General features: G+C 68.4%; 24 protein-coding genes. 8 read left to right on the forward strand and 16 right to left on the reverse strand.

Annotation, left to right across the window (positions count from 1 at the left end; genetic code table 11):
- From ABJD39_RS03640 to ABJD39_RS03695, 12 genes are all read right to left on the reverse strand, one after another.
- Positions 1-324 carry a V-type ATP synthase subunit F gene (locus ABJD39_RS03640; RefSeq protein ID WP_348612241.1) on the reverse strand — a complete coding sequence of 108 codons (324 nt, stop codon included), beginning with the start codon at positions 322-324 and terminating at the stop codon, positions 1-3.
- A complete protein-coding gene (locus ABJD39_RS03645; RefSeq protein ID WP_348612243.1) occupies positions 321-1373 on the reverse strand; it encodes a V-type ATP synthase subunit C in 1053 nt (350 codons plus the stop codon). The genes ABJD39_RS03640 and ABJD39_RS03645 overlap by 4 nt, the downstream gene beginning before the upstream one ends.
- A complete protein-coding gene (locus tag ABJD39_RS03650; protein WP_348612245.1) occupies positions 1366-1950 on the reverse strand; it encodes a V-type ATP synthase subunit E in 585 nt (194 codons plus the stop codon). Before ABJD39_RS03650 ends, ABJD39_RS03645 begins: the two co-directional genes overlap by 8 nt.
- A 20-nt stretch (positions 1951-1970) precedes the next feature.
- Positions 1971-2228 carry a hypothetical protein gene (locus ABJD39_RS03655; protein ID WP_284061700.1) on the reverse strand — a complete coding sequence of 86 codons (258 nt, stop codon included), beginning with the start codon at positions 2226-2228 and terminating at the stop codon, positions 1971-1973.
- 196 nt (positions 2229-2424) lie between these two features.
- Positions 2425-4665, reverse strand: a complete 2241-nt coding sequence (locus ABJD39_RS03660; protein WP_348612247.1) for a V-type ATP synthase subunit I — start codon at positions 4663-4665, stop codon at positions 2425-2427.
- On the reverse strand, positions 4652-4984 hold the full coding sequence (gene ahaH / locus ABJD39_RS03665; RefSeq protein ID WP_222607050.1) for an ATP synthase archaeal subunit H: 333 nt from the start codon (positions 4982-4984) through the stop codon (positions 4652-4654). The genes ABJD39_RS03660 and ahaH overlap by 14 nt, the downstream gene beginning before the upstream one ends.
- 296 nt (positions 4985-5280) lie before the next feature.
- Positions 5281-6699, reverse strand: coding sequence for an aryl-sulfate sulfotransferase (locus ABJD39_RS03670; protein ID WP_348612249.1), 1419 nt, complete (start codon positions 6697-6699; stop codon positions 5281-5283).
- A 112-nt stretch (positions 6700-6811) separates the two neighbouring features.
- Positions 6812-8218, reverse strand: a complete 1407-nt coding sequence (locus ABJD39_RS03675) for an NCS2 family permease (RefSeq protein ID WP_348612251.1) — start codon at positions 8216-8218, stop codon at positions 6812-6814.
- A gap of 197 nt (positions 8219-8415) precedes the next feature.
- Positions 8416-9129 carry a phosphoribosyltransferase family protein gene (locus tag ABJD39_RS03680; RefSeq protein WP_348612253.1) on the reverse strand — a complete coding sequence of 238 codons (714 nt, stop codon included), beginning with the start codon at positions 9127-9129 and terminating at the stop codon, positions 8416-8418.
- Positions 9130-9331: 202 nt separating this feature from the next.
- Positions 9332-9877 (reverse strand): orotate phosphoribosyltransferase, encoded by a 546-nt coding sequence (gene pyrE, locus ABJD39_RS03685; RefSeq protein WP_348612255.1) that lies wholly within the window; start codon positions 9875-9877, stop codon positions 9332-9334.
- A 116-nt stretch (positions 9878-9993) separates the two neighbouring features.
- Entirely contained in the window at positions 9994-10506 is a 513-nt protein-coding gene (locus tag ABJD39_RS03690) for a hypothetical protein (RefSeq protein WP_348612257.1), read from the reverse strand.
- A 95-nt stretch (positions 10507-10601) separates the two neighbouring features.
- On the reverse strand, positions 10602-11150 hold the full coding sequence (locus tag ABJD39_RS03695) for a CDP-2,3-bis-(O-geranylgeranyl)-sn-glycerol synthase (RefSeq protein ID WP_348612259.1): 549 nt from the start codon (positions 11148-11150) through the stop codon (positions 10602-10604).
- Positions 11151-11319: 169 nt separating this feature from the next.
- On the opposite strand from ABJD39_RS03695, the gene ABJD39_RS03700 reads away from it, so the two are divergent.
- The 4 genes from ABJD39_RS03700 (at position 11320) to ABJD39_RS03715 (ending at position 14842) form a co-directional block, all read left to right on the forward strand.
- Complete coding sequence (locus ABJD39_RS03700; protein ID WP_348612261.1) at positions 11320-12159, forward strand: proline dehydrogenase family protein; 840 nt, start codon at positions 11320-11322, stop codon at positions 12157-12159.
- A gap of 117 nt (positions 12160-12276) precedes the next feature.
- Positions 12277-12930, forward strand: a complete 654-nt coding sequence (locus ABJD39_RS03705) for a DUF502 domain-containing protein (protein WP_348612263.1) — start codon at positions 12277-12279, stop codon at positions 12928-12930.
- A gap of 86 nt (positions 12931-13016) precedes the next feature.
- Entirely contained in the window at positions 13017-13496 is a 480-nt protein-coding gene (locus tag ABJD39_RS03710; RefSeq protein ID WP_348612265.1) for a PaaI family thioesterase, read from the forward strand.
- A 50-nt stretch (positions 13497-13546) separates the two neighbouring features.
- Positions 13547-14842, forward strand: a complete 1296-nt coding sequence (locus ABJD39_RS03715) for a potassium channel family protein (RefSeq protein ID WP_348612267.1) — start codon at positions 13547-13549, stop codon at positions 14840-14842.
- 7 nt (positions 14843-14849) lie between these two features.
- On the opposite strand, the gene ABJD39_RS03720 is transcribed toward ABJD39_RS03715, so the two are convergent.
- From ABJD39_RS03720 to ABJD39_RS03730, 3 genes are all read right to left on the reverse strand, one after another.
- Complete coding sequence (locus ABJD39_RS03720; protein WP_348612269.1) at positions 14850-15272, reverse strand: hypothetical protein; 423 nt, start codon at positions 15270-15272, stop codon at positions 14850-14852.
- A 58-nt stretch (positions 15273-15330) separates the two neighbouring features.
- Positions 15331-15669: a DUF7536 family protein gene (locus ABJD39_RS03725; protein WP_348612271.1), complete on the reverse strand. Its 339-nt coding sequence runs from the start codon at positions 15667-15669 to the stop codon at positions 15331-15333.
- A 102-nt stretch (positions 15670-15771) separates the two neighbouring features.
- A complete protein-coding gene (locus tag ABJD39_RS03730) occupies positions 15772-17133 on the reverse strand; it encodes an MFS transporter (RefSeq protein ID WP_348612273.1) in 1362 nt (453 codons plus the stop codon).
- Between the two features lie 165 nt (positions 17134-17298).
- Between ABJD39_RS03730 and ABJD39_RS03735 the strand changes: the two genes are divergently transcribed.
- Positions 17299-18645 (forward strand): alkaline phosphatase family protein, encoded by a 1347-nt coding sequence (locus ABJD39_RS03735; RefSeq protein ID WP_348612275.1) that lies wholly within the window; start codon positions 17299-17301, stop codon positions 18643-18645.
- 17 nt (positions 18646-18662) lie between these two features.
- On the opposite strand, the gene ABJD39_RS03740 is transcribed toward ABJD39_RS03735, so the two are convergent.
- Positions 18663-19289 carry an FAD-dependent oxidoreductase gene (locus ABJD39_RS03740; RefSeq protein WP_348612277.1) on the reverse strand — a complete coding sequence of 209 codons (627 nt, stop codon included), beginning with the start codon at positions 19287-19289 and terminating at the stop codon, positions 18663-18665.
- A gap of 294 nt (positions 19290-19583) precedes the next feature.
- On the opposite strand from ABJD39_RS03740, the gene ABJD39_RS03745 reads away from it, so the two are divergent.
- The 3 genes from ABJD39_RS03745 to ABJD39_RS03755 all read left to right on the forward strand — a co-directional run bounded on the left by ABJD39_RS03745 (position 19584) and on the right by ABJD39_RS03755 (position 23175).
- Positions 19584-21350, forward strand: a complete 1767-nt coding sequence (locus tag ABJD39_RS03745; RefSeq protein WP_348612279.1) for a 2-oxoacid:acceptor oxidoreductase subunit alpha — start codon at positions 19584-19586, stop codon at positions 21348-21350.
- Positions 21347-22213: a 2-oxoacid:ferredoxin oxidoreductase subunit beta gene (locus tag ABJD39_RS03750; protein WP_348612281.1), complete on the forward strand. Its 867-nt coding sequence runs from the start codon at positions 21347-21349 to the stop codon at positions 22211-22213. The genes ABJD39_RS03745 and ABJD39_RS03750 overlap by 4 nt, the downstream gene beginning before the upstream one ends.
- Positions 22214-22332: 119 nt before the next feature.
- Positions 22333-23175: a polyprenyl synthetase family protein gene (locus tag ABJD39_RS03755; protein ID WP_348612283.1), complete on the forward strand. Its 843-nt coding sequence runs from the start codon at positions 22333-22335 to the stop codon at positions 23173-23175.
- Positions 23176-23262 lie beyond the last annotated feature (87 nt).

A 23262-nucleotide genomic window follows, 5' to 3' on the forward strand; every position in this document is an offset into this window, starting at 1 on the left:
TCACTCGTCCTCGTCCATCAGGTCGATCCCGATGGCTCGCTTGATCTGTTCGCGTAGGCCGCTCCCGGCGCCGCCGCCGAGGGTGACCAACACCGGTTCCACGCTGCCCTCCACGTCCCGACGGACGGTCCGCGAGAGGTGCTCGAGGTCCTCGTCGAGCATCACGACGATCCCGACGCCGTCGTCCGCGAGCGTCTCCTCGACCACCTCGTCGAGGCGGTCGTCCTTCCGGTCGTCGGGGACGTTCTCGCACTTGCGGACCCCGGCGAGCCGGAATCCGGTGGTGAACTCGGGACTGCCGATTACCGCGATCTCCTGACTCATATAATCACCAACTCGGATTCGATCTCCTCGGGGCCGAGGCCGGCCTCCTTGCCCCGCGCGATGGCGCGGATGTTGTCGACCTCGCGCTCCTTCGCGAGCACGTACGACACGACGGGCGTCACCGACAGCGGGTGGATCAGCCCGAGCGAGTCCGCGTACTCGAGCAGTGCCGCCTCCAGCGCGTGCTCGAACGCGATGAGGCTATCGGCCCCCTCGAGTTCGGTGAGCGCGTCGGAGAGCCGGTCGCCGTACCGCGACTCGCGGATGTTAGCGACCAGTTCGTCGGTGTTGGACACCAACTGCTGGAGTTCGGCCGCCGAGAACAGGACGCCGCCCTCGATGAAGTACTCCGACGGGTCGAGGTCGGCCCCCGAGCGCGCCAGCCGCAGCGCGTTGATCGCGTTGCGGAAGTCGATCTCAGCCTCCAGGAACTCGCGATACTCCGACAGGGCCTCGCCGGAGAGGTCGTCGGTTCGCAGCAGGTCGTAGTACGCGCGGTCGACTGCGTTCTCAAGCGGCACCAGTACGCCCTCCGACTCGTAGTCGTCGAGGGCGTCCGCGAGCGCGTCGCCGAACACCGTCGACGACAGCGCCTCGACGGCCTCCTCGATGCTGCCCGCGTCGAGCAGCCGATCGAGCAGCCGGTCGTCGAACTCGCCGGCGCGGATGAGGTCGTCGGCGACGGCCTCGCGCTCGGTGTCCGAGTAGATGCCCCGCAGAACGGTTTTCACGTTCCACACGTCGAACTTCCGGAGGTAGCGGGCGACGTGCCCGTACAGCTCACCCTCACACCAACGGAGGATGTCCTCGAAGTCCTCGGCGAGGCTCGCGTTCAGCGCGTACTCGATGAGGTCGACGCCCGAGAACCGCGACCCGAGCGCGTTGATCTCCTCCTCGTACGCCGGCGATTCCTCCATGAACCGAGCGATCTCCGCCGGGCTCATCCTGACCAGCTTCCGGTAGTCGTCCTCCTCGAACAGCGACGCCCGCCGCGATCGGACGCGGGCGTTCACGTACTCGGGGTTCGACGTGCCGGCGTAACTACTCATCGTCGAACAGTCGGTCGCTCAGCTCCTTGAGGTTGTCCTCCCAGACCGCCTCGAGGACCGAGTCGAACGTGTTGTTCACACGGACGCGCGACTCCTCGCTCTCAACGACGACGCCGCCGAGACAGTCGCGCTCGCCGACGAACGACCAACCGTCGTAGTCGGTGAGGATATCGGCCAGCAGCTCCTCGTCGTCCGCCCGCCCGCGGACCGCGACCGACTCGTCGTCCTCGAACTCGACGGCTGCGGCGTCGAGCAGCGTACGGGTCAGCTCCTCGCGCTCGTCTCCCTCCAGATCGACGATGGCCGCTTCGGTCTGCTCACGCACGTCGGCGAGCACGTCGCGGCGTGCCTCGAGCCGCTCCTGTTTCGCCTCGAGCTTCGCTGCCGAGAGCGTCTGCTCGCGCTCCTGTTCGATCTGCCGCTCGACCTGCTGTTCTCGTTCCTGAACGATTCGTTCGGCCTCCTCCTCGGCCTCCGAGACGATCCCCCCGGCGCGCTCCTCGCCCTCTTCGCGGATGTCCTCCGCACGCGCGCGGGCTTCGTCACGGATGTCTTCGACGACAGTCTCCAAACTCATGATGAAAGGGAGGAAGCGGTTTAGACCAGGAAGATGGTGACCAGTGCGAGAATGACGAGGGTCTCCGGGAGGACCGTGAAGATCAGCCCGGACACGAACAGGTCCTCGTCCTCGGCGACGGCCCCGATCGCGGCCGAACCGATGCCGCGCTCCGCGTAGCCCGCACCGAACGCGGCGAGGCCCACCGCGAGCGCCGCCGCCGCGTTGGCGGTAAGGGCGGGGGAACTGGATCCATCCTGCAGTACAACGTTGCCGACTTCGGGTGCGATTTCGAGCATGGTATTCGGTAGGCGGATTGCCTAACTCCGGACAAGTCGTTGTTGCACCTGTGGAGTGCATAAAGGTTCCCAAAACGAGCGACGAGAGGCCGGAATACGGGGGTGTGACGCGTCGCTGGGCGTGTGAACGACCCACACTATCCCGCGACGGTCGCGGCCGAAAACGAGCCGGAATCGGACCGACGGATCGGTCCGTTTACTCGTCGGCAGTGAACCGACGGACGCGGCCGAACGGCTCGTACTCCGTGCCGCCGCCGTCGAAGAACTTCGAGAAGAACTCGTAGTACTCCAGGCGGACGGCCTGCAGGCCGGCGGAGGTCACGCCCAGCGCGAGCACGAGGACGTGCCCGATCACCAGGATGAGCAGCCCGCCGACGAGCGCCGCCACGCCGCCGTGGGCGAGCCCGGGGAACAGGATCGCCTCGGCGCCGTACTCGGCGGCGTAGTACTCGGGCCCGTGCGAGAGCATGTAGTGGTACTCGCCCTCGGTCTCGTACACGCCGAAGAACAGGAGGTTGACGACGAACGCCATCCCCGCCTTGGCGAGCAGCACCGCGGCGATCCGGGTGTAGCTCAGCACGTTCACGAGCACGTCGAAGATCTCGAGGATCTCCGCCGGCGCGCCCACCACGAGCAGGGCGGCGCCGAGGAGGAACATCGCGAACCCGAGGTACCCGACGACGGCCGGGAAGCCGCTGAAGCCGAGCGCGAACGCCGCGGGGGCGTCCGAGCTGACGCCGTCGAACACCGTGTAGATGAACTCGGGCGCGGTACCGGCCGCGGCCTCGCTGAACACGAGCAGCCAGAGGCCGTTCATGCCCAACATCCACGAGGCCTTCTCAGTGATCGCCGCCTTCGCCCCGTGGAACTCGAGTTCCTCGAGGAAGCCGAAGACGTAGCCGACGTTGAGGTGAACGAGCGCGACGAGCGTCGAGATGACGAGCCACGCCTGCGCCCAGTAGAGGTCCGCCGGCTGGAGTCCCTTGTGCATCGGCGCGCTGTGGAGGCCGACCACGCCCTCCCAGAAGTACGTGGAGATGAGGTGGAGCCCGAAGAACTCGCCGTACAGGATGCCGAACACCGCGGTGAAGATCCCGGCCGCGATGGTGACGCCGCCCATGGACTTGAACGCCTGCGAGTCGAAGTTCGAGTACAGGTAGTAGCCGATGAGCCCGTAGAGGATCCCGTACCCGAGGTCGCCGATCATGAACCCGAAGAACGCCGGGAACGTGAGGAACAGCACGACCGTCGGGTCGAACTCGCGGTAGTTCGGGCGCCCGACCGCCTGCACGAGCACCTCGAACGGCGAGACGAGCCCGGGGTTGTCCTGCACGACCGGCGGCTCGTCGTCACGCATGACGACGTTGCCGCCGCCGTCGGCGACGGCGCGTCGCTGCTCGGCCTCGGCTTCGTCGTTCGCCTCGACGCCCTCGTCGGGGCCCGCCTCCTCCACCGACGGCGGCACGTCCTCGCGGACCTGCACCTCGCCGTCGGCGCCGAAGGAGGCCCGCTCGATCTCCTCGACCTCGACGTGGCTGCCGACAGCCTCCTGCACCGCCGACTTGAACTCCGTGTAACTGTCGGTGGGGATCCATCCCTCGGAGACGAACGCGTTGCGCGTCGTCGCGTACGACAGCGGAGCCTCCGACTTCTGGACCTCGATGGCGAGCTTCTCCTCGGCGGCCAGCAGGAAGCCGGCCGCGTCCGCCCGCATCGAGTCGAGTTCGCCCTCGGCCGACTCGAGGTCCGACTCCAGCGACTGTCGCTCGCGTTCGAGGTCGCCGACGTACGCCTCCGGCGAGACGTTCTCGCCCTCGACGTCGGGCACTTCGAGGGCGGTGAACTCGGCGTTCACCAGCGCGTCGGCGAGCGCGTTCTCGTCGGCGTCGCGCTCGGGGTGTGCGAGGACAGCGAGCACATCGTCACCGAATATCTGGTATTCGGTGAGCGCGGACGCGTCGAGAATGGCGCGCTCGATGCTGTCGCGGTCACCTTCGCCGACTGCGACCTGCATGGAGTCGTACCCCTGCAGCAGGTCGAGGTCGATGCCCAGCTTCGCGAACGGCTCGATCGCCTCGATGCGCTCCTCGACGGAGCGGAGCTGCGAGCGGATCTCGTCGCGCCGGTCGTCGAGGGCGTTGACCTCCTCGCGAAGCTCCTCGAGTTCGGCCGCCAGCTCGTCGTCGTCGAGCACGCGGGTCGGCCCCGCGTCGTCGTCCTCGACGCCGAGCATGGATTTCAGCGAGCGAACGGTGACCAGCTTCTCGGCCGCGCCCTCCGCGCCCGACTGGGGATTACCCTGAACGAACCCCTCCCAGCCGCCGCCGTACTCGGTGACGTGCAGGAGGTTCAACTCGTGAACCGCCTCGACGACCGACTCCATGTACGCCTTGGAGCCGGTCACCGAGACCTTGCTCATCCGCTCAGGCCTGAGCATGTACCGCCTCCTCGAACCGTTCCACCGCGAACTCGACGACCTCGTCTATCCGGTCGCTCGCCTCGTCGACGAGTTCGTTCCGCTCGCGGCGGCCCGCCGCGATAGTCTCCTCTCGCTTCTCCTCGATCTGTTCGCGTGCTTCGTCGAGGCGCTCCTGCTCGATGCGGTCGGCCTCGGCTTCGGCCTCGGCGACGATCTCGTCGGCCTCCGACCGGGCCTCCGAGATCCGCGCCTCGCGGTCGGCCTCAGCCTCGGCGACGATCTCCTCGGCATCGGCTTCGGCCTCCTTCACGCGTTCGAGAACTTCGGGTCTCGGCATGGATACTCGTCGTCTGTGGGTTTGCCCACGTCGATATAAGGTGTTTGCGGAACGCAGGCGTCGGAGGCGTTGTCGAGGGAGCGAGCGACAGAGCCAACGGACCACGACGGCGAGGTCCCTGTGCCGAGCCGTCCAGCACCGAGGTCGTCGAGCGAGTGAGCGGAGCGAACGCAGCGAGACGACGGAGCACGGCGGGGCGGTCTCCGTGCCGCTCCGCCGACTGAGCGTGCCATCGAGGGAGCGAGCGAAGCGAACGCGGCGAGCCGGCGGTCGGGACGGCTCCGGTCGACGGCTATTCAGCGAGCGCGAACGTTTCGGGCCGCCCTGCGCACGCCGCGTCCGATCGCCTCGCGCGCGGCGAAGACCTCACCGAACGCCCAGCCGAGGAGAACGACCAGCCCGGCCACGGCGCCCGCGAACTGCCACGAACCCATCCAGACGGGACGGATCCACGGCGTCACGCCCGACCAGGTGTCCGCGAACGCGACCGCGGGACCGGCGAGGACCGTTCCGGCGAAGGTGTTCTGGACGGCGGCGGCGAACGTGAGCGAATCTCCCGTTCCCTCGATGAGTCCCGCGGACCCGTAGATCTGGTAGCTCCCGGTTACGCCCTGGTCGGCCATCGTCGGGCCGTTCGACTCGTCGCCGGTGCCGATCCGCTCGGCCTCGTACGGACCCCACGTGGCGTAGTACTCCCAGACGATCTCGCCGCGCGGCGTCACTTCGATGACCCGGTGGTTCAGCGAGTCGGTGATGAGCGTGTTCCCGTTCGGCAGCCGATCGGCGTCGCGAGGCCAATCCAGTTGGCCGGTGCCGACCTCCCAGGTCTTGACCCACTCGCCGTCGCGGCGCTCGTACTCGACGACCCGGTCGTTTTCGGAATCGGCGACGAGGACCGTGGGATTACCGTCCTCGCTGACGAGCCAGTCCGGGTTGTGCTGCTCGTGCATCACGTCGTAGTTGTCGTCGCTGCCGAGGCGGTAGTCGATCTCGTTGGTCGAGCGGTTCACCACGATCGCCTGATCGAAGTTACGGGGGGACACGAGGTACTGCCCCTCGGCGACGCGGTCGACGTCGTTGACGTGTGTCCAGTCCTCGTTGAACCCGCCGTCCGTGGAGTTCGGGTAGTGCTCGCGGAACGTCCACTCCCAGACGATCTCCTCGGTCGACCGGTTGTACACGAGGATTCGGTCGTCCGAGCGCTGCTCCTCCTCGTTCCAGTTGCGCATGTTCGCGATGAGGAGGTTTCCGTTCGGCAGCATGTCCACGTCGTGGGTGTCTTTGAAGTCGAAGCGCTCGGTCCACACCGGCTCGCGCGTCTCGCGGTTGATCTCCGCGACGACCGTACCGTCGGGGTTCGTCCCGACGACGAGCAGGTTCCCGTTCGGAAGCGGGTCGACGTCGTAGAACCACCGTGCGTTCTGGTTCGACCCGTTGTACACCCAGTCGGTCGAGCCGTTGGGCGTCACTTGCACGAGGCGGGCGGGCTTCTTCTGATTGCCCTGGCCCTGGAAGTGAAAGCCCTGGATCGCGACGACGGTGGAGCCGTTCGCCTCCGAGGAGATCGTGCCGGCTTCGAGCCCGACAGTGCCTGGCGTCCCGGTGTCGCTCGGCGAGATCGCCTGCACGGCGGCGGGCGCGAACAGCCCCAGCACGACCAGCGCGACGAGCGCCCGGGCGGCCGTCCGCTTAGAGACGGGGAGGGAGGAAGCCATACTCCGGAAGGAGTGGTGCGAGGTGGAAACTCTTGTGCTCTATCACAGCGACGTGGGAAGGTTCGAGCCCGAACGACCGGCTCCGCCGTCGGGCCGAAGCGTCCCGGTCGAGTCAGATCGCGCCGGTGAGGACGCCGCTCGTCCGGACGAAGAAGTACACGACGAACGCGCCCGCGAGCACCCAGTGCCCCGGCCGTGTCTCGTCGACGCGGCCGGCGGCGAGCTTGACGAGCGGGTAGGTGATGATGCCGGCGGCGATACCGTACGCGATCGAGTAGGTGAACGGCATGACGAGCACCGTCATACCGGCGGGGATGGCGGCGGTCAGGTCGTCCCACGCGACCTCGACGACGTTGCGCAGCATCACGACGCCGATGACGACCAGCGCGATGTGGCTGGCGTACAGCGGGATGGCCGCCGCGAGGGGGACGACCGCCAGCGCCGCGAGGAACAACAGCGCGACGACGAGCGCGGTCATCCCGGAGCGACCGCCCTCCTCGACGCCGACCGCGGACTCGATGTACGTCGTCACCGTCGAGGTGCCGAGCATCCCGCCGACGGTGGTGCCGACGGCGTCGGCCATCAGCGGCTTGTCGATGTCGGGCAGGTCTCCCTCCTCGTCCAGGAAGCCGGCGACCTGTGAGACGCCGACGAGCGTGCCGGCGGTGTCGAAGAAGTCGACGAAGAAGAACGTGAACACGATCAGCGAGAAGACGAACGCGTCGACGTCCTGCAGGCCGGTGACGAACGCCCCCGCCAGCGGCGAGATGTCGTACGTCGCCTGCGCCGTGAGGTTGCCGACGAGCGCGTCGGGCGAACCGAAGCCGAACTGCGCCGCGAGGTATCCGAGCACGGTCGTGAACAGGATGCCGACGACGACCGAGCCCGTGACGCCGCGGGCGTACAGCCCGAACGTGAGGAACAGTCCGAGGACCGAGACGATCGCGACGGGGTCGGAGGCGATCGCCCCGAGCGTCACGAGCGTCGCGGGGTCGTCCACGACGATGCGCATCGCGTCCAGTCCGATGATGGCGAGGAACAGGCCGATCCCGGTCCCGACCGCGAGCTTCACCGGCGTCGGGAAGACGTTGATGACGTACTCGCGGGCGCCGACGGCGGTGAGGGCGATGAAGAGGAGCCCCTCGACGACGACGGCCGCCAGCGCCGTCTCCCACGGTACGCCGAGCGCGCCGACGACGGTGAACGCGAAGAAGGCATTGAGCCCGAGCCCGGGCGCCTGCCCGAAGGGGCGTTTCGCGTACAACGCCATGATCAGTGTCGCCACCGCGGCCGCGATGAGCGTCACCACCGCGACCATCTGAATCGTCTGCGCGTACGAGACGCCGTCGACAATGATTCCCGGTTTCTCGCCCTCGATGCCGACGAGAATGCTCGGGTTCACGAAGACGATGTAACTCATCGTCAGGAACGTGGATATCCCGGCCACGACCTCGGTCCGGAGGTCCGTTCCGAGCTCGTCGAACTCGAAGTACTCCGCCAACTGCTGTTGCAGCCCCATGCCGCCACACTTGTGCATACTTTACTTAACCATTCGGCTTTACCTCGCCAATATATACATATATCTGGATACTTTTTTGAGAAGAACGCATCACAATTTCGACGGGTCAGTCGCGACCGCGGCTCGGTTGCGACGGCGGTTCGATCGAGACAGCGGTCCGACCGCGACGCCGATCGGACGCTCGCGGGCGGTCCCCCCTACTCGAACTGCGTCAACGCCCCGACCGGAGCATCGGTGATCTCGGCGGCCCGCTCGGTTCCCTCATCGCCGACGGCGATGAGCGTGAACACGCCCGCCACCTCGGCGTCGGCCTGCAGGGCGATGTCGAGCAGGAGTTCCTGCGTCTCGCCCGACCGGATGAGGTCGTCGACGACGAGCACGGACTCGCCGGCGTCGATGGCGCCCGCGGGGAGGTAGTACGTGAGTTCGATGCCGCTGGCGAGACGCTGACGCGACTCGATGAACTCCTCGACGGCCGTCTCCTTCGACTTCTTCGCGTAGGCGACGCGGGCGTCGAAGTGACTCGCCATGGCGGCACCCAGCGTGATCCCGTCGGTCGCGGCCGTGAGCACCACGTCGGGCGTCTCGAACTCGAACGACTCGGCGGCGACGGGCGCCACCAAGTCGAGGAACGGCTGGTCGAACACGACGCCGGAGTTGTCGACGTAGCCCTCGTCGTCGAAGCGGATGCGCGCCTCCAGTTCAGCCGCGAGCGTTTCACGACCGATGCCGCCGACGACTTCCTGGGCGCGCTCGGCCCCGGGAAGAACGTGCCCGTTGACGTAGCGGTTCAGATCGCCCGCCGGCAGCCCGGTCACCTCCGCAAGCTCGTCGTATGTTCGCGTCTCCTTCAGCGTCCGCAACACGGCGACCGCCTGCAACTGCAGGGCGGCCTTCTCGGCCCTGTTCATAGATCTATGCTCGTTCGTGCAAGTATGAACACTTCGGATTCAATCACGAAGGGATCTACCAGACTTGCGTATGTGTGGCTACCTCATTTCGCGTCCGCGGACGCCCGCGGGCTACCGCGATGAAGAAGCGGAATCCCGCAGAGAAGGTCAGCAGAAACGGCACAGCAGGACCGAATCCGGAGAGACGACGCTCGATGAGCCGCTATCTGTCTTCGAGGAGCCGCGTCGCCGTCAGCAGCGACTCCAGTTCGACGTCGTGGTCGGCGAGCAGTTCCGCGGCCCCCTCCTCACGGTCGACGACGACGAGCACCTTGTTCACGGTTGCACCCGCCTCGCGCAGCGCCTCGACGGCGTCGAGCGCGGACTGCCCGGTCGTGGCGATGTCCTCGAGGACGACGACCTCCTCGCCCTCGTCGAACGTCCCCTCGATGCGGTTTCCGGTCCCGTACTCCTTGGCGGCCTTCCGGACGATGACGTACGGCGAGCCGGTCTCGACGGCGGTCGCGGCCACCAGCGGGACAGCGCCGAGGGCGACGCCCGCGAGCGTCGCGTCGCCGACGCGCTCGGCGTACGCCTCGGCGACGAGTCCCAAGCACGTGGGGTCCGTCTCGAAGCGGTACTTGTCGACGTAGTAGTCGCTCGTCCCGCCGTGGGAGAGCTCGAACTCGCCGAACAGGACGGCCTCCGCGTCCCGAAGCGCGGCGATCAGCTCCGCGTCGGCGACGGCGTCGTCGGTGGAGTCGCTCATACCCGAGGGAGGCGCGCGACGCCGCGAAAGGCTATCGGTCCGCGGCCGACGCGAGTGCCCGCCCCGGTGGGGGACGGACTTCCTCCCCGCGGTGTCGGCGTCGCCGCCGTATTCGGTCAGTTGGCGGCCTCACACCGCTCGACGACGCTCGCGGGGATCGGCGCGTCGACCTCGTAGGCGCCGACGGTGTGGTCGGCCGCGCGCCCCTCGAAAACGACGCGATACGTCGCCCCCTGTGTCGGACACGCGAGCGCGCTGCGCCCGGTGATCCGCGCCTCGCCCTCGTCGGTCCGGAGGTCCGTCCACGGCACCTTCGTTCCGGCCTCGTCGACGACGACGACGCGCTCCTCGGAGGGCACGACGCCGTCACGATGGGAGACCACGATGGCCGTGTCGTCGCCGTCGGCGTCGACCCTGAACGAGAACCCCTCGGGTCGGTCGATCGGTTCGCCGCCGAGCCCGGTCGCGACGACGCCGCCGATCCCGGCGACGCTGGCGGCCGCGAGCAGCATGAACGCCATCGCGATACTCGGAAACATGACCCGGACGTGCTCGCGTGGCGACAGCTCGTCCTCCTCTTCGACACCCTCGGGAGGATCGCTCAACTCAGCCGCGTCCGGTTCGCTCACGTCCGGACCGCCGCGGGGATCCCTCAAAACCGCACCGCCCCGATTCTCACGCGTGAGTTCGGGGTGGGCGTCGCGTGTCGTCGCTCACCGCATCGTCACCACGGCTCGTTCTTCACGCCGATCACGTAGGCGATGACGTTCGTGACGACGTGCAACAGCGGCGTCGCGACGAGCACGACCGCGAGGCGTTCCAGCGTAAACGTCGCGAGCGTCCACGCGGGGGCGAGCGCGAGCGCGAGCGCGAGCGCGCCGACGACGAAGTCGAGTTGGTCGAGCCCGGGGAAGGAAGCTCCCCGCTCGCGACCCGACCGGCGCTTGAGGAACGAGGCGCCGATGTCGCCGAGCATCGCGCCCAGCGCGAGCCCGAGCGCCGCCAGCGGCGGGAACGTCGGCAGGTCGACCCCGGCGGCGGCGCCGACGGGGCCGGCGACCGCGTTGAGCGCGAGCGCGAGCGCGACGCCCACGACCGTGCCGACGGCGGTGCCGCGCCACGTCTTTCCGTCGCCGAGCACGCGTCGGCCGTCCCACGTCCGTCCGCCGTCGATCGGCGCGCCCCCGCCCGCGAGTACGGCGGCGTTGTTCGGGACGTACGCCGGCAACATCGCCCACAGCGCGCCCGCGACGAGTCCGACCAGTGCGGTCATCGGATGCGGCTGGTTCGCGTTCGATGTTAAGTGGGCGGGGTTCCGGGACGCCGGCGTGGGGCGAACGACGGCGGTCCCTCCGCGCCGTCAACCCGCCAGCGGCCCGGTTCGGGAGCCGCGCCGGATCCGCGAAACTCAAGACACGCGACCGGCAAGCGTTGCCATCGACATGATCCCGCCCATCGCCAGCCGCTTCGTCGCGGGCGAAACGCCGGCGGCGGCGTTCGACCACGTCCGCCGCGCCAACGAGGACGGCGTGCAGGTGATCCTCAACCTCCTCGGCGAGCACTACCACGACCGCGCGAACGCCGACGGCGACGTCGAGGCGTACGCCTCCGTGATCCGAGATATCGGCGGAACGAACCTGGACGCCTGTGTCTCGGTGAAGCCCTCCCAGCTCGGCATCGACATTGGCGACGGGGTGTTCCGCGAGAACTTCCGACGGGTCGTCGAGGTCGCCGACGAACACGACGTGTTCGTCTGGTGTGACATGGAGGACGCCGACACGACCGACGCGACGCTCGACGGGTTCGAGACGCTGGCCCGCGAGTTCGACGGCGGCGTCGGGCAGTGCGTGCAGGCGAACCTCCGTCGCACTCGGTCGGATCTCGACCGGCTGGCGGACGTGCCCGGGAAGATCCGGCTCGTGAAGGGTGCGTACGACGAGCCCGAATCGATCGCGTACACCGACAAGGCCGACGTGAACGAGGCGTACCGGGAAGATCTCGAGTTCCTGTTCAAGGAGCGCGACGACGGCATCGCCGTCGGCAGCCACGACCCGGCGATGATCGCGCTCGCGGCGGAACTGTCGGCCGAGCACGGCGCCGACTACGAGGTTCAGATGCTCATGGGGGTCCGCGAGGACGAACAGCGGCGGCTCGCGAGCGAGGGGGTCGAGACGTGGCAGTACGCACCCTACGGGGACAAGTGGCTCTCGTACTTCTATCGTCGCGTGCGCGAACGCAAGGGGAACGCCCTGTTCGCCCTCCGGGCAGTCCTCGGCGTGTGAGCGGCCGCGGTCGACGCTGCAGCAGCGACCTCCGGGCACAACGACCCCCAGCACGCGCGTCGAAGCCGTGTAGAAGGGCTGATATGCCCCCGTCCCCGAACGACGAACGAACTCCGAATGTCCACGTGGAAGCGCGATTTCGCGAGCGGGCTGGTCGTGGTCACGCCGCTTCTCGTCATCCTCTTCGTCGCGAACTGGTTGTACACCCTCCTGTCGGCGCTCCCGTTCGTCCCGACGATCACACCGGAGAACCCGGACCCCCAGTACCTCGCCGTGTACGAGTTCGCCGAGGTGCTCACCGCACTCGTGGTGTTCATCCTGTTGGTGTTCTCCGCGGGGTACCTCATGCGGACGACCGCCGGGCGGTTCGCCGAGGGGATCCTCGACGACACGATCAACCGCGTTCCGGGGCTGCGCGTCATCTACAACGCCTCGAAGCTGGCCGTCGAAACGGCGCTCACGGGAACCGAGGACCTCCAGACGCCCGTGAAGCTGGAGCCGTGGAACGGGATGCGGATGACGGCGTTCAAGACCGGGAAGACGACGAACGACGGCCGCGAGGTCGTGTTCCTGCCGACGGCGCCGAACATCACCACCGGCTACGTGATCGAGGTCGCTCCCGACGACATCCAGGAGACCGACGAGAAGGTCGAGGAGGCGCTCACCCGCATCCTCTCGGCCGGCTTCGGCGAGGGCGGCAACGAGAACGGGAACGCGCCGCCCGCCGAGACCAGGGTGGGCGATATCGACGGCGCCGCCGGCGAGGACTGAGCGCCCGCGGACGATCGAGCCGCCGGAGACCGAATCGGGGCGGACCGAACCGAACCGTGAAGTACGCCGCCGGCAGTGCTCCGGATATGCACGAGGGCCCGACCGACGGATCCGACCCGATCGACGCCGACCACGTCGACCTGCTGCAGGCGTTCATCGAGAGCCACGGCTTCCTCTCGTGGCTCGATCTGACCGTCGAGGAGCTCGACCGCGGTCGGATCGTCATGTCCGTTCCGTACGACGAGAAGCTGGTCAACCCCGGATCGCCGGTTAGCTCGATCCACGGCGGTATCGCGGCGACGCTGGTGGACACCGCCTCCGGGTTCGCCCTGCGGTCGACGTTCGACGACCCGACGACCGGGTCCCTGGCGACGACCGACCTCAACGTCACGTACCTCCGGCCCGCCACCAACGACCTCCGCGTCGAGGCGGAGGTGTTGCGCACCGGCGGTTCGATGGGGTTCACCGACACGCTGGTTTCCAGCGTCGCTCCCGACGGCGATCAGAAGGACGTCGCCGTCGGCCGCACCTCCTACCGACTGTTCCGGGACGCCGACCGGGAGTAGTCGCCCGAGCAATCCTTTTCCGCCGGCCCGTCGAACCGCCACACGATCGGATGCACCGAGACGAGCCCGTCAAGTACGAGCCGGTGAGCGTGAAGGCCGTATTGGCCGAGATGAAAGACACCGCGGAGCTGCTCATCGACCTGTCGTACTCGGCGGTGCTCCACGGGAGTCCCGACCTCGCCGCGGAGGTGTTGACGCTCGAATCGCGGATGGACGTGCTCCAGTTGCAGGCGCGCATGAGCGTGATGATGGCCGCGCGCTCGCCGGAGGACGTCGAGGACCTGGCGCCCGTGTTGGGCGTCATCGGCGCCGCGGAGAAGATCAGCGACGCCGCGGGCGACATCGCGAAGGTCGTGCTCGAGGAGGTGGGCCTACCCGACGCGATGCGCGCCGCGCTGCCGGAGGCCGTCGAGACGCTCGTGCGCGTCCCTGTGGCCGACGACTCATCGTACGTCGGGCGGACGCTCGTCCGCATCAACATGGAGACCGAGACGGGCGTCCGCGTCATCGCCGTCCGCCGCGAGCAGGCGACCGGCAAGGCCCGCTGGATCACCAATCCCGACCGAGACACGGACCTCCGGGCGGGCGATACGCTGATCCTCCGGGGGTTCGAAGAGGGGCTTCGGGAGGTGTACGAGGCGGCCTCCGGGGAGGCGTACGAGCCGCTCGAGGCGCCGGATCCCGCAGTCGAGGACCTCGAACGCGCCGTCGACTCCATCGTCCTGATGAAGAACATGAGCGAGCTCGCGGTCGATCTGGCCTACGGCGCCGTGCTGTTCGACAGCCGCGGCGTCGCCGAGGAGGTCGCCGAGTTGGAGGCGGAGGTGGACGCCCTGCAGTCCCGCTTCGAGGCGTGGACGCTCCAGGCGGCCGCCCGCGTCGACGACCCGGTGTCGCTGCGGGGACTGGTGCACCTCGCGTCGGCGACCGAGGTGATCAGCGACGCCGCCCTCGATATCAGCGAGGGCGTCCTTCGCGGGCTGAAAGCGCACCCGGTCGTCGCGGAGGCCGTCGAGGAGTCCGACGAGGTCATCGTTCGCACGGTCGTCGTCGCGGGCTCGGAGCTCGCGGGCGCGACGCTCGGCGACCGGGAAGTGAAGACCGAGACGGGTATGCGCGTTATCGCCGTCCGTCGCGGTCACGGGAACGGGGGCGACGGCGACGACGTGGACGGAGACGACGGCGACGGCGAATCAGCCGACGACGAGGACGGCGAGTGGATCGTCTCGCCGGGCGCGGGGACGCAGCTGCGCGCCGGCGACGTGCTCATCGCGAAAGGCACCCGCGCGGGCGCCGAGCGGTTCACGGCAATGGCCGGCTCCCCCCAGAAGTTCGAGGCGGACTAACCTCGGGTCACGAGTCGCGGGGGCCGCCGTCTACGACGGAGTTATCGGCGGCCTCGTCGAGCGACGCTCCGCACGTCGGACACGCCCCCGGGCGAGGCGAGCGGAGCGTCGCGCAGGCGGAACACAGCACGAGTCTAGGGGTCCGGCGTGGGTCGTCCCAGTCGCGCTCGTCCGCCGTAGGTGCGCGCGTCGGCGAGCCGCTCGCTCGCGATCGGCCGGCGTCGACCGTGGCGGCCGGGTCCATCCGCAGCACTGCGTCCTCCGCGGTCGCGCCCTCCTCCGCGGCCATCCGCATCGTGTGCTCGATGAGCACGTCGTTTCGGAGCCGGTCGAGGAGGCGAAGCAACCCGAGAAACGCGAGCGTCGGGACGAGACACAGCACCCCCGTGAGGAGGAGCCGGACGACCGGCTCGGCCGCGATCCCAGCCATGCGGATCGATCACGTTCCGCACGGCCTTGGCGGTTCCGCCGCCGAACCGGCGCGCCGCTCAGGAGGAGTCGGCAGCGCGGAGCGTGCGAACCGCGGAGACGACGGTCAGCACGGAGGCGACGAACAGCGTCGTCGCCGACGCGAGCACGAACGCGAGCAGCAGGAAGTAGCCGTCCGGACCGAGCACGGGGTACTCGCGGGTGCCGCCCGCCGGGCCGAGCAGTTCGAGCGCCCGCACCGCGTACACGGCGACGGCGAGCGCGACGCCGACGACCGCCCCGACCGCCGCGTTGCGTTTCACCGACAGCGTCTCGATCAGCCCGGCTATCGGGGGACGATCCGGACGCGACTCGGCGGGTTCGGATCGGTCACCGGCCTCGCGTGACTCCTCGCTCACGGTCAGCGTTGGAGCCCCCACCTCAAATCCCCATCGCCCCGCGCCGCGAGTAGCGAGCGCCGTGCCCTGAATGCGAGCACCGAGTGCCGAGCGCAGGGGGCCTCACGCGCTCGCGTACGCCGCGAACTCCCGGCCGCGCAGGAGGAAGAACGCGACGCCGACGAGGCCGACGACCGTCGCGAGCGCGAACGCCACCTCCGGGGAGCGGCCGTAGATCCAGCCGCCGAAGAGGGCGCTCGGGATGGTGACCACGTTGCGGACGAGGTAGTACGTCCCCGTGACGCGTCCGCCGGCGTCGGCCTCGGCGGGGCCGACGATGAGCGCCTTGTGCGCGGGAAGCCCCGCGAACCGGAGCCCGGAGAACGCGAACAGCACCGCCAGCACCGTCGCGTCAGGCGGCGCGAAGATCAGCATCGCGGGGAACACGGCGTAGACCGCGAACCCGATCGTGACCACCGGCTTGAGGCCGACCGACCGCGCGAGGCGCGCGACGGGCACCATCGTCAGGAGAGCGACGGCCATTTCCACGCCCAACAGGACGCCGAAGTACGCCTCCGGGGAGAGGTCGCCGACGACCGGGAGCGTCGCGCCGACCGCGAGCACGTCGACGACGACGCGCACGAAGAACACGTACACCATCCCGTTGGCGAAGCGAACCAGGGTGTCGCCGACGAGCAACGGGCGCAGCGTGTCGGGGAGCGACCGGAGGTCCTCGACGACCATGCCGACACCCTCGAACGATGTTCCGATGGAGTCGTTAGCGGCATCATACAGCACGAACTGCGCGACCGTGGCGAGTCCCCCGACGACTGCCGCCCCCAGCAACACGAGCCGGAAGCCCTCGGTGAACGCGTACACCGAAAGGACGGCGGCGACGAGCAGCGGACCGAGCAGGAACGCCGTCCGCCGGAACGTCTCGGTGGCGGCGAATCCGGACGCGAGCCGGTCCGGCGGCACCGACTGCTTCACGATCGCGAAGGTCGCGCCGAGACCGAACGACTTCCACGCCTGCGAGAGAAACAGCCCCAGAAACACCATGACGACCGCGAGGTTCGTCGGCCCGAGCGCCACAGTCCGGAACGGGTCCGCCGCCCACCACACGAGGAAGCCGAGCGTCGAGGCGAAGCCGAACAGCGTGAGCGACGTGCGCGAGCCGAGGCGGTCCGAGAGCGCGCCGCCGGGGTACGGGAACACCGCCGAGACGAGGTTGCCGACGGAGCCGTACGCCCCGAGCGCGAGGCTGGAGGCGCCCAGCACAGCGAGATACTGCGGGAGGTACCGACCGGTCGCCTGAAAGCCGAGGCTGAACGCGAACATCGCCAGCGACAACACGAGCACGTCGCCGGGGAGCGCCCGGAGCTGCCGGAACGCGTCGAACGGGTCGGGGCCGGCGTCGTCGCCGGGGCTATCGGACTTCCCGTCGGCGCGACCGGTGTCAGCTCCCTCGCGGCCGTCGTCCGGCATCCACGGTGCGTGCGAGCGGCGCCGGCAAAACGATACCGACGGGCGCACGCCACCCCCGACCGCCTGTCGCGCCGCCCGATCGGCAGCCGTCGCTGCCGTCGCGGACAGTCACCATCGACCGACAGAACCTGAATTACTTTACCCGCCCCCGAGGAAGGGGTGTCCATGGGACTATTCGATCGGCTCCGCGGGGACGACGACCCCCGAGTCGCGTTCATCGGTATCGACGGGGTGCCGCACTCGCTGCTTGCGGACCACCCCGACCGGTTCCCGAACTTCGCCACGCTCGCCGACGAGGGGACAGCCGCCGCCATCGACTCGATCGTTCCGCCGGAGTCGTCGGCCTGCTGGCCGGCCCTCACGACGGGCGTGAATCCGGGGGAGACGGGAGTGTACGGCTTCCAGGACCGGGAGATCGGGAGCTACGACACGTACGTTCCGATGGGCCGTGACGTACAGGCGACCCGTCTCTGGGACCGGATCGCCGAAGACGGTCGCGACGCGACCGTGTTGAACGTCCCGGTGACGTTCCCGCCCCAGCGCAACGTCCAGCGGATGGTCTCCGGGTTCCTCTCGCCCGGCGTCGACAAGGCCGCCTACCCCGACGACCTGCGCGACTACCTGGACTCGATCGACTACCGCATCGACACGAACGCGAAGCTCGGGCACAAGGACGACAAATCGGAGTTCCTCGACGTCTCCCACGAGACCCTCGATAAGCGGTTCGAGGCGTTCTCCCACTACCTCAAGCAGGACGACTGGGACCTGTTCTTCGGCGTCTTCATGACGACCGACCGGGTGAACCACTTCCTGTTCGAGGACTACGCCCGCGACGGCGAGAACTACGAGGAGTTCATGGAGTTCTACGAGAAGGTCGACGACTACGTCGGCCGGATCCGCGACATGCTCCCGGATGACGTCACCCTGGTCGTCGCCTCCGACCACGGCTTCACCGTCCAGGACTACGAGGTCGAGATCAACCAGTGGCTCCAGGACGAGGGGTGGCTCTCCTTCGAGGACGACGACCACGAGGAGCTGGGCGATATCGACGACGACGCGCGCGCGTACTCGCTCATCCCCGGCCGTCTCTACCTCAACCTCGAGGGACGCGAGCCCCGCGGCTCGGTGCCGAAGAAGGACTACGACGCCGTCCGCGACGAACTGAAAGCCGAGATCGAAGCGCTCGAAGGTCCCGACGGCACGCCGGTCGCCAAGCGCGTCGTCGAGAAGGAGGAGGCGTTCCGCGGCGACCACGACGACATCGCGCCGGACCTGACGATCATCCCGAACCACGGGTTCGACCTGAAGGCGAAGTTCAAGCCGCACGACGACGGCGTCTTCTCGACGGGCCCGCGCAACGGCATGCACAGCTTCGAGAACGCGACCCTGTTCGTCGACGACCCCGATGCGACCATCGCCGACGCCGACCTGTTCGACATCGCCCCCACGATCCTCGACCTGATGGACGTGAAGCACGCCCGCGCCGACTTCGACGGCGCCAGCCTCGTCTGACTCGCCCGCACAAGCGCCTACCCGAAGTTCTCGACTTTCGCGTCGCCCGCGTACCCCGCCGCCTCCAGCGCCGCGGACGCCTCGTCGACGAAGTCGGCGAAGCCGTAGACGAACGCCTGCTCGCCGTCGCGGCCCGTCACCGCCGTCGCGACCGCGCTGTCGATGGCGCCGCCGGTGACAACGACGGTCGCGCCCCGCTCGCGCAGTTCGTCGAGGCGTTCCCCGTGAGCCGGCTCGTCGTCGCGGTAGACGACGGCGGCCTCGTTTCCCGCCGCAAGCGCGGCCTCCGCGATGGCGACCGCGGGACCCACGCCGGGACCGCCCGCGAGGACGAGCGCCCGCGCCTCGCCCTCGTAGTAGTCGTCGCCGAACGGGCCGGCCATCTCGATCTCGTCGCCCTCGGACAGCGCCGCGAGGTGCGCGGAGAAGTCGCCGCCGTCGAGGCCGACGGTCGTCTCGAACGAGCCCTCGGTGTCCGGCGAGGAGATCGTGTAAAACCGCGACTCCTCCTCGTCGCCGACGACGGCGGTGAGCTTCACGAACTGCCCGGGCTTGCCGTCGAACCCCGCGGGCGAGTCGAGCGTCACCGCGACCGTGTCGGGACCGACTTCCGTGACCGACCGCACCGCGACTGTGGCGTCCATAGGGGAACTTCCCGCGCCGGGTACCCGAAGTTGTCGCTTCGCGACGCCGATAATCGTCGCCCGTCGAACCCAGATCGTACGCCTGTCGTGCCGGATCCGCGCGGCGACGGCGGTCGGTGCAATTCCTGCCGTGAGGGGAAGAGAATCGATCGATCGTCGGCCGAGTAGCCGAGAGACGGTCGTTCGAATCGACGTCCGTGGTATGATACGTCGGTTTACCAATCGAATAGTCGTAAATTCGTACTCACCCCATTCAGAAGGCTTTTCCACCGACCGTGGGAAGGTGTGACCAGTATGCCAGCGGACTTCAACTGGGCCATCGGCGGGGAAGCCGGCGATGGCATCGACTCCACCGGGAAAGTCTTCGCGCAGGCGCTCTCCCGGGCGGGTCGGCACGTCTTCACGTCGAAGGACTTCGCCTCTCGGATCCGGGGCGGCTACACCGCGTACAAGGTTCGTACGTCCACGGACAAGGTCCGGTCGGTCGTGGATCGACTGGACGTCCTCGTCGCGCTCACGCCCCGAACGATCGAGGAGAACCTCGACGAGCTCCACGAGGGCTCGGTCATCATCTACGACGGCGAGCGGACCACGATGGCCGACGTCGAGATCCCCGAGGGGATGATCGGACTCGACGTCCCACTCAAGCGCCTCGCCGAGGACGCCGGCGGCGCGGTCATGCGCAACGTCGTCGCGCTGGGCGCCGCCTGCGAGGCGACGAGCTTCGACATCGAGCACCTCGACTCCTCGCTGAAGAAGCACTTCGGCGACAAGGGACAGTCCATCGTCGACAACAACAAGCAGGCGGCCCGACTCGGTCAGGAGTACGTCCGGGACAACTACCCCGACGCCGACCTCGACTACGATCTGGAGACGACCGACAACGACTACGTCCTGCTCAACGGCGACGAGGCGATCGGCATGGGCGCCATCGCCGCCGGCTGTAAGTACTACGCCGGCTACCCGATCACGCCCGCGACGGACGTGATGACGTACCTGAAGGGGCGCATCGAGCACTTCGGCGGCCACGTCGTCCAGGCGGAGGACGAGCTCGCCGCGATCAACCTCGCGCTCGGCGCCGCGCGCGCCGGCGCGCGCTCGATGACCGCGACCTCCGGCCCCGGAATCGACCTGATGGCCGAGACGTTCGGGCTGGTGGCGACCTCCGAGACCCCGCTGGTCGTCGTCGACGTGATGCGCTCGGGCCCCTCGACGGGGATGCCGACCAAACAGGAGCAGGGCGACCTCAACATGATGTTGTACGGCGGACACGGCGAGATCCCGCGGTTCGTCCTCGCGCCCACCACCGTCAACGAGTGCTTCTGGAAGACCGTCGAGGCGTTCAACCTCGCCGAGAAGTACCAGACGCCGGTCTATCTCGCGGCCGACCTCGCGATGGCGGTCACCGAGCAGACGTTCGAACCGGACGCGTTCGACATGGACGCCGTCGAGATCGACCGCGGAAAGGTCGTCGACGAGGAGACCATCGAGGATCACCAGACGGAGACGGGCGGGTTCAAGCCCCACGAGATCACCGAGGACGGGATCTCGCCGCGTGCGTTCCCCGGAACCGAGGGCGGCGCGCACATGTCCACCGGGCTGGAGCACGACGAACAGGGCCGCCGGACGGAGGACACCGAGATGCGCGTCAAGCAAGTCGACAAGCGCAATCGCAAGGTCGAGACCGCCCGCGAGCGGGAGGACCTCTCCCCACGCGAGTTCGGCGACCCCGACTCCGACAACCTCGTCGTCACGTGGGGCTCCAACGAGGGGACGCTCGTGGAGGCGCTGGAGTTCCTCGAGGAGGAGAACGTCGACGTGCGCATCCTCTCGGTGCCGTACCTCTTCCCGCGTCCCGACCTCACGGAGGAGTTCGAGGCGGCCGACGAGGTCGTCGTCGTCGAGTGTAACGCGACGGGGCAGTTCGCGGACGTCGTCGAGCACGACACGCTCCAGCGCGTGAAGCGGGTCAACAAGTACAACGGCGTGCAGTTCAAGGCGGACGAGCTCGCCGAGGACATCAAAGCGACTCTGGCGGAGAGCCAGGAGGTAGAAGCATGAGTTCCCAGGTCAGGTTCACCGACTTCAAATCCGACAAGCAGCCCACGTGGTGTCCCGGGTGCGGCGACTTCGGGACGATGAACGGCATGATGAAGGCGCTCGCGGAGACGGGCAACGACCCCGACAACACCTTCGTGGTCGCCGGCATCGGCTGTTCGGGCAAGATCGGCACGTACATGCACAGCTACGCGATCCACGGCGTCCACGGCCGCGCGCTCCCGGTCGGCGCGGGCGTGAAGATGGCCAATCCCGACCTGGAAGTGATGGTCGCGGGCGGCGACGGCGACGGCTACTCCATCGGCGCGGGCCACTTCGTCCACGCCGTCCGCCGCAACGTCGACATGAGCTACATCGTGATGGACAACCGCATCTACGGGCTGACGAAGGGGCAGGCCTCCCCGACCTCGCGTGAGGACTTCGAGACCTCCACGACGCCGGAGGGCCCTCAGCAGCCCCCCGTCAACCCGCTCGCGCTCGCGCTCGCCTCGGGCGCGACGTTCATCGCGCAGTCGTTCTCCAGCGACGCCCTGCGTCACCAGGAGATCGTCCAGAAGGCGATCGAACACGACGGCTTCGGCTTCGTGAACGTGTTCTCGCCGTGCGTGACGTTCAACGACGTGGACACCTACGACTACTTCCGCGACTCGCTGGTCGACCTCGCCGAGACGGACTACGACCCGACCGACCGCGACGCGGCCAAGGAGAAGGTCCTCGACGCCGACAAGGAGTACATGGGCGTGCTCTATCAGGACGAGGACAGCCGGTCGTACGAGCAGACCCACGGCCTCGACTCCAACATGAGCGAGATCGACCACGAGGGCGCGCCCGAGGACGCGACGGACCTCGTCAGGGAATTCTACTGAACCTCGTTTAACGGGGTCCTCCTCGCTCGCGGTACGACACGTTGTGCGACCGCTTTCGCCCCCGGTCGCGGCTCCCGCATCCGGTACCCTCTTTTCCGCCCGGGCCCGAACACGCGTCAATGGAGTATCTGGAGCGTCGGGTCGCGATGGCGAACGAGCGCCTCGCCGAGGTGACGGGGGCGGTCGACCCGCCGCAGCTTTCCGACGAGATCGAACACGTCGTGCTGGCGGGCGGCAAGCGGGTCCGTCCCACCGTGACGCTCCTGGCGTGTGAGGCCGCCGGCGGCGCCCCCGAGGACGCCGTCGACTTCGCGGTCGGCGTCGAACTCGTCCACAACGCCTCGCTGGTCATCGACGATATCATCGACCGCTCGGACGTGCGCCGCGGCACCCCCTCCGCGTGGGCGGAGTTCGGCTACGGTCCGGCGATCGTCGGCTCGGACGGCATGCTCGGCGAGGCGTTCGCGCTGTTTTCCGCCGATGAGCAGGCGATGCAGATCGTCGCCGAGGCGATGGTCGAGTTGGGCGAGGGCGAGGCAACCGAGTTGGTCGCGAAGCCGACCAACGAGGAGGAGTACATGATGCTCGCTCGACGCAAGACGGGCGCGCTGTTTCGCGCCGCTGCCGAACTCGGCGCCGTCGCTGCCGGTGCCGACGGCTTCACGATCGAGGCGTTCGGCGACTATGCCGAGCGCGTCGGCGTCGCCTTCCAGATCCGCGACGACGTGCTCGACGCGACCGCCGACGCCGACGAACTCGGCAAGCCGACCGGCGTCGACGAGGCCGTCGACCGCCCGTCGCTCCTGCAGGTGACCGACCTCACACCGGAGGAGGCCGACCAGCGCGCCCGTGACCAGGCCGACGCCGCGCTGGAGGCCCTCGAAACCGCCGGGATCGGCGAGTCAGACGCCCGCGGCTACCTCCGCGATCTGGCGGAGTTCGTGGTCGTGCGGGAGCGGTAGTCGGAGCGGAGGCGCGACGACAGGTGGACTTCTCTCAGGTGTTGGAGAACGGTACTCGAATCTGCAGTACGGAGAATCACCTAGGGA

The sequence above is a fragment of the Halobaculum rarum genome (assembly GCF_040025155.1).
Lineage (GTDB): Archaea > Halobacteriota > Halobacteria > Halobacteriales > Haloferacaceae > Halobaculum > Halobaculum rarum.